General features: G+C 69.1%; 10 protein-coding genes. 5 read left to right on the forward strand and 5 right to left on the reverse strand.

Annotated elements, in window-relative coordinates; translation table 11 throughout:
- Positions 1-86 precede the first annotated feature (86 nt).
- Positions 87-1997: a PhoX family protein gene (locus CEG14_RS06595; RefSeq protein WP_094825566.1), complete on the forward strand. Its 1911-nt coding sequence runs from the start codon at positions 87-89 to the stop codon at positions 1995-1997.
- A 134-nt stretch (positions 1998-2131) separates the two neighbouring features.
- Entirely contained in the window at positions 2132-3079 is a 948-nt protein-coding gene (locus CEG14_RS26280; RefSeq protein ID WP_179280549.1) for a winged helix-turn-helix transcriptional regulator, read from the forward strand.
- 82 nt (positions 3080-3161) lie between these two features.
- On the opposite strand, the gene CEG14_RS06605 is transcribed toward CEG14_RS26280, so the two are convergent.
- From CEG14_RS06605 to risA, 4 genes are read right to left on the reverse strand one after another with little or no spacing between them, the layout of a single operon-like run.
- Positions 3162-3680, reverse strand: a complete 519-nt coding sequence (locus tag CEG14_RS06605) for a carboxymuconolactone decarboxylase family protein (RefSeq protein ID WP_094825568.1) — start codon at positions 3678-3680, stop codon at positions 3162-3164.
- Positions 3681-3734: 54 nt separating this feature from the next.
- On the reverse strand, positions 3735-4283 hold the full coding sequence (locus CEG14_RS06610; RefSeq protein ID WP_094825569.1) for a peroxiredoxin: 549 nt from the start codon (positions 4281-4283) through the stop codon (positions 3735-3737).
- Positions 4284-4343: 60 nt separating this feature from the next.
- Positions 4344-5738, reverse strand: a complete 1395-nt coding sequence (gene risS / locus CEG14_RS06615) for a sensor histidine kinase RisS (RefSeq protein WP_441299862.1) — start codon at positions 5736-5738, stop codon at positions 4344-4346.
- Positions 5739-5772: 34 nt separating this feature from the next.
- On the reverse strand, positions 5773-6507 hold the full coding sequence (gene risA, locus CEG14_RS06620; RefSeq protein ID WP_003813882.1) for a response regulator transcription factor RisA: 735 nt from the start codon (positions 6505-6507) through the stop codon (positions 5773-5775).
- Positions 6508-6637: 130 nt separating this feature from the next.
- Between risA and tsaB the strand changes: the two genes are divergently transcribed.
- Complete coding sequence (gene tsaB / locus CEG14_RS06625) at positions 6638-7891, forward strand: tRNA (adenosine(37)-N6)-threonylcarbamoyltransferase complex dimerization subunit type 1 TsaB (protein WP_094825570.1); 1254 nt, start codon at positions 6638-6640, stop codon at positions 7889-7891.
- Complete coding sequence (locus CEG14_RS06630) at positions 7888-8850, forward strand: uracil-DNA glycosylase (RefSeq protein ID WP_094825571.1); 963 nt, start codon at positions 7888-7890, stop codon at positions 8848-8850. The genes tsaB and CEG14_RS06630 overlap by 4 nt, the downstream gene beginning before the upstream one ends.
- Positions 8851-8937: 87 nt before the next feature.
- On the opposite strand, the gene lplT is transcribed toward CEG14_RS06630, so the two are convergent.
- Positions 8938-10254, reverse strand: coding sequence for a lysophospholipid transporter LplT (lplT, locus tag CEG14_RS06635; protein WP_094825572.1), 1317 nt, complete (start codon positions 10252-10254; stop codon positions 8938-8940).
- 253 nt (positions 10255-10507) lie between these two features.
- On the opposite strand from lplT, the gene smc reads away from it, so the two are divergent.
- The gene (smc, locus tag CEG14_RS06640) at positions 10508-14038 is read left to right on the forward strand and encodes a chromosome segregation protein SMC (protein ID WP_094825573.1); all 3531 of its coding nucleotides are present in this window, start codon (positions 10508-10510) and stop codon (positions 14036-14038) included.
- Positions 14039-14072 lie beyond the last annotated feature (34 nt).

A 14072-nucleotide genomic window follows, 5' to 3' on the forward strand; every position in this document is an offset into this window, starting at 1 on the left:
CGGCGGCAGCGGTCCCGTAAGTGTCACAAAGCGTCGGTAGCATCGCGGCCGACCCTGTTTGGACACTTGCCCGGAACCTGACCGTCATGCCGCAATCCTCCCGCCTCTCTCGCCGCGACGTCCTGAAATTCCTCGGCAGCGCGCCCATGCTGCCGCTCGCCACCGGCGCCGGCGCCAGCGCGCTGCTGGCCGCCTGTGCCCAGGGCCAACGCGGCCAGCCTGCGCAGGTTTCGTTCCTGGCCATGCCGGCGCCCACGCTCGCCGACCCGGCCGCCATGGCGCGCACGACCGTCGGCTCGCGCATGGTGCTGCGCTATCCCGGCGGGCGCGAAGAGACCGTCGCGCTGGCCTACGAGCCGTTCTTCATGACCGGCGACGAGGTGCCCGACGGCCGTGGCGGCACGCTGCTGGCCGGCGGCTATCTCGACATCCGCAACCAGCCCATCATGGACACCTCCGTGCCGGGGCGCGCGCGTCAGTTCTTCTCCGACTGCCCCGACGGCATGTCGATGCTGACGCTGCCCGATCCCAAGGTGGCGGGCGTGAAGGGCAACACGGTGTTCGCCGTGGTGCAGTTCGAATACACGACCTTCGACCAGGCTGGCGGCGAGATGTACGGCAAGCTGCCGTCGCCGATCGCCGTGCTGACGCTCGACCAGGATCCGGCCACGGGCCACCTCGCGCTGGTGCAGTATCGGCCGGTGGACACCTCGGCGGTGCACGGCCTGTGGATCACCTGCGGCGCCAGCCTGTCGCCCTGGAACACCCACCTCTCCAGCGAGGAGTACGAGCCCGACGCGATCTCGCCCAAGGCGAAGGACCTGGCCCAGTTCAAGGCCTACAGCCGCAATCTGTATGGCGACGAGAACGCCGCCAATCCCTATCACTACGGCCATCTGCCCGAAGTGGTGGTGCAGCCCGACGGCTCGGGCGTGGTGAAGAAGCACTACTGCCTGGGCCGCATCTCGCACGAGCTGATCCAGGTCATGCCCGACCGCCGCACCGCGCTGATGGGCGACGACGCCACCAACGGCGGCCTGTTCCTGTTCGTGGCCGACCGCGCCGAAGATCTGTCGGCCGGCACGCTCTACGTGGCGCGCTGGCACCAGCAGTCAAGCACCGGCCCGGGCTCGGCCACGCTCGACTGGGTGCGCCTGGGCCACGCCACCAGCGACGAGATCCGCGCGCTGGCCGACCGGCTGCGCGGCAGCGACATCATGGACGTGAGCGAGACGGACCCGGGCGTGCCGGGCTACACCCGCATCCCGTTCGCGGGCCGCCACAACTGGGTGCGCATCAAGCCCGGCATGGCGCAGGCGGCCGCCTTTCTCGAGACGCACCGCTACGCCGCGCTGGCGGGCGGCAGCCTCGGCTTCACCAAGATGGAGGGCACCACGGTGAACGTGCGCGACCGCGTGGCCTACTCGGCCATGTCGCGCGTGGAGGCCTCCATGCTGGACGGCTCGGGCGGCATCAAGGTCGAGGGGCCCAAGGCCGGCGCGGTCTACGCGCTGAACCTGCGCGGCGGCCAGAAGGACACCGAAGGCCGCGCCATCGACAGCGAGTGGGTGCCGGTGGACATGGCCCCGCCGGCCGCGCTGGTGGGCGTGGACCTGAAGCAGCCCGACGCGCTGGGCAATGTGCACGACGCCGAGCGCATCTCCAACCCCGACAACCTCAAGTTCTCGGAGAAGCTGCGCACGCTGTTCATCGGCGAGGACAGCGGCGGCCACGTGAACAACTTCCTGTGGGCCTATAACGTCGACACCCGCCAGCTCGCCCGCGTGCTGTCCTGCCCGGTGGCCGCCGAATCGACCGGCCTGCAGGCGGTGGACGAGCTCAATGGCTGGACCTACATCACCAGCAACTTCCAGCACGCCGGCGACTGGAACAAGCTGCACGACAAGGTCCGTCCCGCCACCGAGGCGCTGGTGCGCGCCAACTACCGTGATCGCCACGGCGCGACGGTGGGCTACATCACGGGTGTAAAGGTCTGAAGCGCGGCGCGCCGCGCCCGGATTGCGGACGGCCCCTGCGGGGGCCGTTCTGCTTCGTGGGCGAGGCGAGAGTTTCTGTGCGGAATCGGACCGTACCCGCTGGCTAAGATGTTCTTTTTTCGTCGGATCGGCTTATGGTCCTCAATGCCTCCGCCCACCTCTCCCCGTCAGATCCGGCCGCCGGGCCGGCGTCCGGGCGCCGGCCCGCCGCCGTCGCTGCCGCCGCACCGGCGCCCTGGCTCCTGATCCTGGCGCACGACGCCCAGCGTCGCCAGCAGCTCGCGCAGTGGTGCGCCACGGCCGGATTCCAGTGCCGCGCGTACGCCGCGATCTCGGCCCTGCCCGCGCCGCTGCACGGCGGCCCGGCCGGCCCCTGCGCGCCGCTCGATCAGCCCGACTCGCTGGATCCGCCCGGCCCGCTCGGTCCGCTCGGTCCGCCCGATCCGCTCGGTCCGGCCGCGCCCGGTGATCCGCGCACCCCGCCCGGCGCCGCGGCGCTGATGCTGATCGACAGCGCCCAGCCCACCGGCCTCACCGCCCAGGCGCTGGCATGGGCCCGCGAGCAGGGCCAGGGCCGCATCGGCGTGCTGGCGCTGGTGCCGGCCGGGCGCGCCGAGGCCAGCATCGCGGCCCTGTTGCAGGCCGGCGCCGACGACTATCTCGAGGAGCCCGCCACGCCGGTGCTGGCGCGCGCCAAGCTGTGGGCGCTGCTGCGCCGGGTGCAGCAGCGGCAGGTGGGCGGCCATCGCGAAACCTACGGCGAGTTCCTGTTCGATCTCGATGCGCACGAAGTCCTGCGCAGCCGCGAGCGCATCCACCTCACGCCCAAGGAGTTCAGCGTGGCGCTGCTGCTGTTCCGCCATCAGGGCCAGCCGATGTCGCGGCTCGTGATCCAGCAGAGCGTCTGGCAGCACGCGGCCCCGCTCATCACCCGCACGATCGACACCCACGTCTGCATCGTGCGCGCCAAGCTGCGGCTGCGCCCCGAACACGGCTATCGCCTCAAGACCATCTATGGCTTCGGCTACCGGCTCGAGCGCGTCTCCGAGGTGGAGCGCCGGGCGCTGTGCGCGCTGGGCTAGCCGCGCGCCCACGAAAAAACACCGGCGCGAGGGCCGGTGTCTTTCACTGCATCCCGTCTGCCGCGCGGGCAGGGCGGGGGGCTTACTTGCCTTGCGCCTTGAGCGCCAGCGCGGCGGCGTTCACCACGGCGGCGATGCGGCCGGCGTCGCGCAGCTGCTCGGTCGAGAGCCCGTCTTTCTTCAGGTTCTCGTAGTGCGACTGCACGCAGAAGTGGCACTTGCCGATGATCGAGGCCACCAGCGCGAACAGCTCGAAGCGCTTCTTCTCCACGCCGCCATGGGTGGCGTAGGCGTTCATGCGCAGCTGGGCGGGCAGGCTCTTGAGCTGGGCGTCACCGGTCATTTCCACGTAGGGATACCAGGTGTTGTTCATGCCCATGAGCGCGGCGGCGGTCAGCGCGGCGTTGGCGTCGCCCTCCGACAGCGCGCCCTTGAAGGCGTCGACCAGGAACGGGCTGCTCGAGGCGTAGGCCGCGGCCAGGGCGGCGCCCAGCGCGTCTTCCTGCGAGAGGGTCGAGCGCGCGATGACGCTGTCCAGATTCAGGCGGATGTCCTTGGCCCAATCCGGTAGTTGTTCCTTGATGGTAGAAAGGAATTCCATAGTTTTTACCTATAGTCTGGAGCAGGAAAGGCCCGGACGAGCCGGGCCAGGAACTTACAGCGTGGCGCCGCCAACCGTACGGTTGCACGGGCACAGTTCGTCGGTCTGCAGACCGTCGAGCAGACGCAGGACTTCTTCCGGATTACGGCCGACGTTCAGGTTGTTCACCGAAACGTGCTGGATCGTGTTGTCGGGGTCGACGATGAAGGTGGCGCGCAGCGCAACGCCAGCACCCTTTTCACGGACGCCGAGCTGGTCGATCAGGGCACCGGTGGTGTCGCCGAACTGGTAGTGAGCCAGCTTGGAGAGGTCCGGATGCTCACGGCGCCAGGCCAGCTTCACGAATTCGTTGTCGCTCGAGCCACCCAGCAGGACGGCGTCGCGGTCTTCGAAATCCTTGGCCAGCTTGTTGAAGCCGACGATCTCGGTCGGGCAGACGAACGTGAAGTCCTTCGGGTAGAAGTAGATCACCTTCCACTTGCCGGGGAACGAGCTTTCGGTGATGTCTTCGAAGGCCGAGACACCGTTTTCTTCGTGCTGGTTGAAGCCGGGCTTGACGCCGGCAACCTTGAAAGGCTCGAGCTTGTCGCCAACAGTTTTCATGTGTTACTCCCAGTGAGTTGTTGGTGGAGAGGGCTAGTCGCCCAAACCACTAATTCTACGCTATTGATTATCACTGTCTAATTGATAATTCCTAAACTTGGCTTTGGGTAACTCTATCCGAGCCACCAGTCCGCCGCCTGCGCGCGGCAGCATCTTGAGCGAGCCGCCTGCGTGTTTGAGCAGGCGTTCGACAATCGCCAAGCCCAGGCCGGCGCCACTGACGCCGGTACGCGCGGCTTCGCCGCGCGAGAAGGGCTGCAACAGCCGTTCCACTTCCTCGGGCGCGATGCCCGGGCCGCGGTCAGCCACTTCGATCGCGAGCGTATTGCCCTCGGATTGCACCGTCATGACCAGATGCGCCAGGCCGTCGGTCGAGCGCCCATAGCGGCGCGCGTTCTCGATCAGGTTGCTCACGATGCGCTTGAGATCGAGCGCGGTGATGCGGGCGCGCAGGCCCGGCTCGATCGAGGCCTCGAGCTCGCCGCCCAGCGTCGCCGTGTGGCTGCGCTCGCGTTCGTAGAGCTCGGCCAGCACCGAGGAGATGTCGGTGGCGAGCTGGGGCAGGGTGCCGGCGGGCCGCGCGTATTCCATCAGCTGGCCGATACTGTGATCGATCTGGCCCAGGTCTTCGTCGATGGCCTGGCGCGCGTCCTCGGACACTCCGCTCATCTCGATTTCGAGGCGCATGCGGGCCAGCGGCGTGCGCAGGTCGTGCGAGATCCCGGCCAGCATCAGCTCGCGGTCGGCCTCCGCCTGGCGCAGATCCTTGGCCATGCGGTTGAACGAGGCGTTGAGGTCACGGATCTCGAGCGGGCCCTGTTCGGGCAGCGGCGCGGGCGTTTCGCCACGCGACAGCACCTGGGCCGCGCGCGCCAGCCGCGACAGCGGCCGGTTGACGAAGCCCACGCTGACCGCCGCGCCCACCAGCGAGAGCAGCAGCGCGGTCGCGCCCCAGCCCAGCCATTCGATGCCGCCCGTCAGCCCGATCTGCTCGCGCTCGAACACCAGCCAATAGAGATCCTGGTCTATCTGGAAACTGACCCAGAAACCGGGTACCTGATTGACCCCCCAGGCGATCTGGGTCTCGGGACCGAAGCGGGTGCGGATGTGCTGCGCGACGCGCTGCCAATAATCGTCATTGGGCAGGGCTTCGGTGAAATCGGTGACTTCGCGCGGATAGACCTGGATGCCCTCGTTGGTGGCCAGGTCGAGCAGCAGCTTGCTGCGTTCGTCGGTCTGCGAGTAGACCAGCGCGGTGCGGGTGATATTGACGGCCGTGATCACCCGCTGCGCCATCTGATTGGCGCGCGGGCCCAGTTCCATGCTGAAGAACACCTGCAGCCACGCTCCCAGGCTGACCAGCATGAGCGCGGCCAGCAATAGGAAAGTGCGCCCGAACAAGCCCAGGCGCAACCGTGATGTCAGGGTCCTCAGAATCCTGCGCAAGCGGGGCACGAGACTGCGCTCCTGCCCGGGTCGGGGCGAATAATCAACTGCCGCCATCTGGAACAAACACGTATCCCAGACCCCAGACGGTTTGGATGAAGACGGGCTTCGACGGGTTCGGCTCGATCAGCTTGCGCAGGCGCGAGATCTGCACGTCCAGACTGCGGTCGAAGGCTTCGTATTCGCGGCCGCGGGCCAGCTCCATGAGCTTGTCGCGCGAGAGCGGAATCTTGGGGTGACGGGCAAATACCTTCAGCACCGAGAATTCGCCCGTGGTGATCGGCACCTGTTCGCCGTTGCGGGTCAGGGTGCGGGTCGAGAGGTTCAGGACGTAGGGGCCGAAAGCGATGGACTCGTTTTCCTGGCTCGGGGCGCCCGGATGCTCTTCGGTGCCGCGGCGGCGCAGGATCGCATTGATGCGGGCCAGCAGTTCGCGCGGGTTGAACGGTTTGGACAGGTAGTCGTCGGCGCCCATTTCCAGGCCCACGATGCGGTCGATTTCTTCCGCCTTGGCCGTGAGCATGATGATCGGCGTGTTGTCGTGGCCGCCGCGCAGGCGACGGCAGATCGACAGGCCATCCTCGCCCGGCAGCATCAGGTCGAGGACGAGCAGGTCGAAATGCTCGCGTTGCCAGAGTTTGCCCATTTCCTTGGCATCCTCGGCGACGAAGACATTGAACCCTTGTTCCGACAGGTAGCGTCGCAGCAGATCGCGCAGGCGCGGATCATCGTCTACGACCAGGATCTTGCGGGTGGGAGTGGTGTTTTGCGTATTCATGGCCGGAAATGTAACAGTGACAAGAACCGGGGGAAAGAGGGTGTTCACAAGATATTACACATTGCACTGACCGGTAGAAATCGTCCTTACATACGAGGGACGAATGGGTGATTCCGTACAATGGAGGACTATGGAAATCAACTTGCTGGCCTTTGAAACATCTTCCTCCCGCTGCGGCGTCGCGCTGCTGACGCGCCGGGCGGGAAGCACGGCGATTGCCGTGCGCGAACACGAGGGTGCCCAGGAGCATGCCGAACGCATGCTGCCCATGGCGCACGAGCTGCTCGAGGCGGCCGGTCTGGCGCCGGGCGACCTCGACGCGGTGGCCTTCGGCCAGGGGCCGGGGGGCTTCACCGGCCTGCGCGTGGCCTGCGGCGTGGCGCAGGGCGTGGCCATGGGCCTGGACCTGCCGGTGGTGCCCGTGGTGTCGCACCTGGCCGTGGCCCAGGCCACCCATGCGCTGCCGGGGCAGGTGGTGCTGGTGGCGCTGGATGCGCGCATGGAAGAGGTCTATCTGGCCGCCTATCGCCGGCTGCCGGCGCCGCAGGTGCCGGCGGCGGGCCCGTCCGAGGCCGCCGGCTGGGAGACGCTGCACGCGCCCCTGCTGATCGCCGCCGGCGAGGTCTGTGCCTGGGCCGCCCACCATCTGCCGGCCGGGGCCCGCGTGGTCGCCGCCGGCGACGCCTGGACCGTCTATGCGGCGCAGATGCCCTTGCCCGAGGGCTGGCAGCACAGCGACGAGGCGCGGCCGAGCGCGCGCGCGCTGGCGCGCCTGGCCGAGCTCGCGCTCGACCAGGGCATGAGCGTGGCGCCCGAGATGGCGGCGCCGCTCTATGTGCGCGACAAGGTCGCGTTCACCACCGCCGAGCGTGAGCGGGGCGAGGGCGGCAACCCGCGCGCCCGTGCCCAGGTGCCCGAGGCGCCCGCGCTGCGGCTCGCGCCGATGCGCCCGGCCGACCTCGACCAGGTGGCCGCGCTCGAGGCGCAAGTGCAGGCATTTCCCTGGACCCGCGGCAATTTCTCGGACGCCTTGCTCTCGGGCTACGCCTCCTGCGTGGCCTGGCGCGGCGATGCGCTGTGCGGGTTCTGCCTGCTGATGATGGCGCCCGACGTCTCCCACCTGCTCGTGATCGCCGTGCAGCGCGACCTGCAGCGCCAGGGCGTGGGTACGGCGCTGATGGAATGGTGCGAGGCGCAGTCGCGCGCGGCGGGCGTGGAGGGCGTGCTGCTGGAGGTGCGCCCGTCGAATCCCGGCGCGGTGGCCTTCTACGAACACCATGGCTATGTGCGGATCGGCGTGCGCAAAGATTACTATCCTGCCGGTAAGGGCACGCGCGAGGACGCATGGGTGATGCAGAAACCCCTGAAGGACACGAAGGCATGACGCAGGCATCCGCCGCGCCGGCCGCCGCCGGCCTGCGCGTCAATCCGCTGCAGCGGCTGTGGCTGCGCGAGATCGGGATCGAAAAGACCTGGCTGCGCGCCCCGGCGCCGCTGCAGGCCGCGCCGACCGCGGCCGAGGCACCCGTGGCGCGCGCCACGGCCCCCGCCGCCGCGCCATCGCCGGCCGTGCCGATGCCGGCCGCGCCGACGCCGGCCGCGCCGGTCGCCTCGCCTGCAGCCGCGACGCCCGCGCCGGCGGCAGGCGCCGCGCCGGCCGCCGACCGGGTCCGGATTCCGGTGCGTTCCGGTCCGCCGCCCAAGCCCGTCAAGGTCGAAGAGGCGGCGGCCCAGGAAGAACGCACGCCGGCCGAGCGCGCGCGCGAAGTCGCCGCGCGCGCCGGCCGCGCCGACCTCGACGAGCTGGAAGGGCTGGTCTCCGCCTGCACGGCCTGCGGCCTGTGCGAGGGGCGCAAGCATGCCGTGTTCGGCACCGGCGCCCGCCAGGCCCGCTGGCTGGTGGTCGGCGAGGCGCCGGGCGAGCAGGAAGACCGGCAGGGCCTGCCGTTCGTGGGCCGGTCGGGGCAGTTGCTGGACGCGATGCTGGCGTCGATCGGGATGAGCCGCGAGCAGGACGTCTTCATCGCCAACGTGATCAAGTGCCGGCCGCCCGGCAACCGCAATCCCAAGCCCGAGGAAGTGGCGGCCTGCAGCCCCTACCTGATGCGCCAGATCGCGCTGCTCAAGCCCGAGCGCATCCTGGTGCTGGGCCGCTTCGCCGCCCAGACCCTGCTGGGCACCGACGCCACGATCGGCAGCCTGCGCGGCCGGGTCCACAGCCTCAAGACCGACGAGGGCGTCGAGATCCCGATGGTGGTGAGCTACCACCCGGCCTATCTGCTGCGCAGCCCGGTCGAGAAGGCGCGCGCCTGGCAGGACCTGCAGCTCGCGGTCGCGCCCTGAGCGGCGCGGCGCGCGTGCCGCGCCGCGCCCAAACGCAGACTGGCGACCCCGCGGGGTCGCCAGTGGCTTGATTCACAACGGCTTTTTTCAGTGGTGGACGCTGTCGAGCGCCTTGCCGTGGCCTTCCTGGCCGATCTGGTCCTGGAGGTCGGGATTGCGCGCCAGGTTGACGCGCGCCCAGCGGATGAAGACCAGCATCAGGATCGTGACCAGCAGGCCGAACACCACGATCACGGCGTTGATGGGCATGTTGAGCCACAGCATCAGCGTGTACATGGCCACCATCAGCAGGATGTTGAGCTGCTCGTTGAAGTTCTGCACGGCGATCGAATGGCCGGCCGACAGCAGCACGTGGCCGCGATGCTGCAGCAGGGCGTTCATCGGCACCACGAAAAAGCCCGCCAGCCCGCCGGTGAGCAACAGCAGCAGGTAGACGCTCCAGGGCGAGTACACCAGCGGCATCAGCATCACCACCAGGCCCATGGCGGCGCCCACCGGCAGCACGACCAGCGCCCGGCGCAGCGGAATGCGGCCGGCCAGGATCGAGCCGATCACGGTGCCCACCGCCGCCACGCCCATCAGGATCGAGGCCTGGTCGAGCCGGTAGCCCAGGTGGCTGCGGCCCCACTCGATCACGATGAGCTGCAGCGTGGCGCCCGCGCCCCAGAACAGGGTGGTGACCGCCAGCGAGATCTGGCCCAGCTTGTCGCGCCACAGCACCCGCACGTAGCCGCCGAAGGTGCGGACCAGCTTGATCGGGTTTTTCTGCTGCGGCGGGTAGCGCACGTGGGTGCTGGGGATGAGCAGGTTGCACAGCGCGGCCAGCAGGTAGACCACGGCGATCACCAGGATCGCGGCCTCGGCGGGCGTGTGGACCAGGCTGCCGATGGTCGGGTGCGACAGCAGCAGCTGCGACACCTTGGGCGAGATCAGGGCGCCGCCCAGCACGGTGCCGATGATGATGGACAGCACGGTGAGGCCTTCGATCCAGCTGTTGCCCTTGACCAGCAGGTCGGGCGGCAGCATCTCGGTCACGATGCCGTACTTGGCCGGCGAATAGGCGGCCGCGCCGATGCCCACCAGCGCGTAGGCGGCACAGACGAGGTAGGTCTGGTAGACGGGGGGCACGCCGATGTTGGCGTAGGAGAACATCAGCAGACAGCCGGCCACCTTGAGCGCGTTGGTGACGAACATCACCCGGCCCTTGGGGTAGGAGTCGGCGAACGCGCCCACGAAGGCGGCCAGCACCACATACGCCAGCGCGAACGACCATTTCATCAGCGGCGCCATCCAGTCGGGCCCACTCAGCTCCAGGATCAATGCGATGGCCGCAATGAACAACGCATTGTCCGCCATGGATGAGAAGGCCTGGGCGGCCATGACCAGATAAAACCCGCGTTTCAAGAATGTCCCCGCTGGTGCCGCTGGCGGCGTTGTGTGGAATTGGGTATTGATATGCGAAATTGTCAGCGAGTATAGCGTCCGGCCACGCCGCCTGGCGCTGCGATTGTGCCCTGACCGTTGTTCACCTTCGGCCGATCCCCGCCTGCGGTATCATACGACCCATATCAGACCGGCCTTTCGAGGCCGGTTTGCCAATTTGCGCGGCAGGTCCGTTCAACGCCTTCGTTCAACCTACCCGGTCCGTCATCGTACTGTGCGCCTTACCCAGCTAAAACTCGCCGGCTTCAAGTCCTTCGTCGATCCCACCGTGATCCCCGTTCCCAGCCAGCTGGTGGGGGTGGTGGGGCCCAACGGCTGCGGCAAATCGAACATCATCGATGCCGTGCGCTGGGTGCTGGGCGAGGCCAAGGCCTCGGAGCTGCGCGGCGAGTCCATGCAGGACGTGATCTTCAACGGCTCGGGCAACCGCAAGCCGGCAGCCCGCGCCTCGGTCGAAATGGTGTTCGACAACAGCGAAGGCCGAGCGGCCGGGCAGTGGAGCACCTACGCCGAGATCGCGGTGCGGCGCGTGCTCACCCGCGACGGCACCAGCAGCTACTACGTCAACAACCAGCAGGTCCGGCGCCGCGACATCCACGACATCTTCCTGGGCACCGGCTTGGGCGCGCGCGGCTACGCCATCATCGGCCAGGGCATGATCAACCGCCTGATCGAGGCGCGCCCCGAAGAGCTGCGGGTGTTCCTCGAAGAGGCTGCCGGCGTGTCGCGCTATAAAGAGCGCCGCCGCGAGACCGAAAACCGCCTGTCCGACACGCGCGAAAACCTCACCCGCGTCGAAGACATCCTGCGCGAGCTCAATTCCCAGCTCGAAAAGCTGGAGGCGCAGGCCGAGGTGGCGCGCCAGTATCGCGAGATGCAGGCCGACGGCGAGAAAAAGCAGTTTGCGCTGTGGTTCCTGAAGGAAACCGGCGCGCGCCTCGAGCGCGACAAGAAAACGCAGGAGATGGCCCAGGCGCAGAACAACCTCGAGTCCGCCATCGCCGCGCTGCGTTCCGGCGAGGCCGAGCTCGAGTCGCGCCGCCAGGCCCACTACGCCGCCAGCGACGCCGTGCACGCGGCCCAGGGCCAGCTCTACGAAGCCAACGCCCAGGTCAGCCGCCTCGAGGCCGAGATCCGCCACGTGGTGGATTCGCGCAATCGCCTGACCGCCCGCCGCGAGCAGCTGCTGGCGCAGATCGCCGAATGGAACGCGCAGCAGGAACACTGCACCGAACAGATCGCCCAGGCCGAGGATGACCTCGCCACCGGCGCCGCCCGCACCGAAGAGGCGCGCGCCGTGGCCGAGGAGGCGCAGGCCAGCCTGCCCGCCATCGAGGCCCGCGTGCGCGAAGCCGCCGCCGGCCGCGACGAGATGCGCGCCGCGCTGGCCCGGGTCGAGCAGAACCTCGCCCTGGCGGCCCAGACGCAGCGCGAATCCGATCGCCAGTTGCAGAGCCTGGAGCAGCGCCGCGAGCGTCTGCAGCAGGATCTGCGCGAACTCCACACGCCCGACCCCGAAAAGCTCGAAGAGCTGGCCGGCGCCCGCTACGCCGGCGAGGAGCAGCTCGAGACGGCGCAGGCCGAGCTCGCCGAGCTCGAGGGCCGCATTCCCGAGGCCGACGCCGAGCGCAGCCGCGCCCAGGCCGCCGCCCAGCAGGACGCCCAGGCGCTCGCGCGCCTGGAGGCGCGCATGGCCGCCCTGGTCAAGCTCCAGGAAGACGTGCAGAAGCAGGGGGCGCTCGAGCCCTGGCTGGCCAAGCACGAGCTCGCCGGCCTGGGCCGCCTCTGGCAGAAACTGCACATCGAGCCGGGCTGGGAGCCCGCGCTGGAAGCGGCGCTGCGCGAACGCATGGCGGCCCTCGAGGTGCGCAACCTCGACTGGGCGCGCGCCTTCGCCGAAGACGCGCCGCCCGCGCGCCTGGCCTTCTACCAGACCCCCGCGGCCGGCCCCGCGCCCGCCGCGCCGGCCGGCCTCACGCCGCTGGCCAGCCTGCTGCGCATCACCGATCCCGACCTGCGCGCGCTGCTCAACGACTGGCTGCGCGGCATCTACACCGCCAATGACGTGACCCAGGCGCTCGGCGCCCGGGCCACGCTGCCGGAAGGCGCGGCCTACGTCGTGCGCGCCGGCCATCTGGTCGACGCCCACAGCGTGCGCTTCTACGCGCCCGACTCCGAGCAGGCCGGCATGCTGGCGCGCCAGCAGGAGATCGAGAATCTGCAGCGCGAGATCAAGGCGCAGCAGCTCATCGCCGACCAGGCGCTGGGCAACGTGGCGCGCGCCGAGGCGGCCTGGCAGCAGGTGAGCCAGGCCATCTCGCCGGCGCGCCAGCGCGTGGCCGAGGTCACGCGCCGCGTGCACGACATCCAGCTCGAACACTCGCGCCTGCAGCAGCAGGCCGAGCAGTCGGGCGAACGCGCGGCACGGCTGCGCCAGGATCTCGACGAGCTGGCCGTCCAGGAAGAAGACCTGCGCGCGACCCGCGAGGATGCCGAGGCCCGCTTCGAGACGCTCGACGCCGAGCTGGCCGAACACCAGGGCCGGTTCTCCGACGCCGAGATCGACGGCGAGGGGCTGGCGGCGCAGGCCGAGGCCGCCCGCACCCGGCTGCGCGAGCTCGAACGGGCGGCACAGGAAGCCGAATTCGCCGAGCGCGGCGTGCAGGTGCGGATCACCGACCTGCAACGCAACCGCCAGCTCGCCGCCGACCAGAGCCAGCGCGCCTCGGTCGAGCTGCAGCAGCTCGAGACCGAACTGGTCGACCTCGACGCCTCCGCCACCCAGGCCGGCCTGCAGGACGCGCTCGAGACGCGCGCCGAGCGCGAGGAAGCCCTGACCCGTGCGCGCCAGGAGCTCGACAACCTCTCGGCGCTGCTGCGCGGCGCCGACGAAGACCGCCTGGCACAGGAGCGCCTGCTCGAGCCGCTGCGCGCCCGCATCACCGAATTGCAGCTCCAGGAGCAGGCCGCCCGCCTGGCCGAGGAGCAGTTCACCGAACAACTCAACGCGCGCGAAGTCGACCGCGAAGGCCTGGCCCAGGAGCTGGCCAACATGCCCGACGAATGGCGCCGCGCCAGCTGGCTGCAGTCCGAAGTGGGCCGCATCTCGCGCCAGATCGAGGCGCTGGGCTCGGTCAACCTGGCCGCGCTCGACGAGCTCGGCACCTCGCGCGAGCGCAAGACCTTCCTCGACGCGCAGCAGACCGACCTGCTCACCGCCATCGAGACGCTCGAAGACGCGATCCGCAAGATCGACCGCGAGACGCGCGAGCTGCTGCAGGAAACGTTCAACACCGTCAACGGCCATTTCGGCGAGCTGTTCCCGCGCCTGTTCGGCGGGGGCGAGGCGCGCCTGACCATGACGGGCGACGAGATCCTCGATGCCGGCGTGCAGGTGATGGCGCAGCCGCCGGGCAAGCGCAACAGCACGATCCACCTGCTGTCCGGGGGCGAGAAGGCCCTCACCGCCACCGCGCTGGTGTTCGCGCTGTTCAAGCTCAACCCGGCGCCGTTCTGCCTGCTCGACGAGGTGGACGCGCCGCTCGACGACGCCAACACCGAGCGCTACGCCAACCTGGTGCGCAGCATGAGCGAGCAGACGCAGTTCCTGTTCATCTCGCACAACAAGATCGCGATGCAAATGGCAAAGCAATTGGTGGGCGTGACGATGCAGGAGCAGGGCGTTTCGCGTATCGTTGCCGTAGATATCGACTCGGCCGTACAAATGGCCGCCGAAGCCGCATAAACCGACTGAACGTAGGGCGCCCGACAGGGCGCGG

This window comes from Bordetella genomosp. 1, assembly GCF_002261335.1.
In the GTDB taxonomy this organism is placed as follows: Bacteria; Pseudomonadota; Gammaproteobacteria; order Burkholderiales; family Burkholderiaceae_B; genus Bordetella.

Bases quoted from the DNA above. Each gene is read 5' to 3' on its own strand.
- CEG14_RS06595 (WP_094825566.1), top strand. From the start codon at position 87: ATGCCGCAATCCTCCCGCCTCTCTCGCCGCGACGTCCTGAAATTCCTC.
- tsaB (WP_094825570.1), top strand. From the start codon at position 6,638: ATGGAAATCAACTTGCTGGCCTTTGAAACATCTTCCTCCCGCTGCGGC.
- CEG14_RS06605 (WP_094825568.1), bottom strand. From the start codon at position 3,680: ATGGAATTCCTTTCTACCATCAAGGAACAACTACCGGATTGGGCCAAG.
- CEG14_RS06630 (WP_094825571.1), top strand. From the start codon at position 7,888: ATGACGCAGGCATCCGCCGCGCCGGCCGCCGCCGGCCTGCGCGTCAAT.
- CEG14_RS26280 (WP_179280549.1), top strand. From the start codon at position 2,132: ATGGTCCTCAATGCCTCCGCCCACCTCTCCCCGTCAGATCCGGCCGCC.
- risA (WP_003813882.1), bottom strand. From the start codon at position 6,507: ATGAATACGCAAAACACCACTCCCACCCGCAAGATCCTGGTCGTAGAC.
- CEG14_RS06610 (WP_094825569.1), bottom strand. From the start codon at position 4,283: ATGAAAACTGTTGGCGACAAGCTCGAGCCTTTCAAGGTTGCCGGCGTC.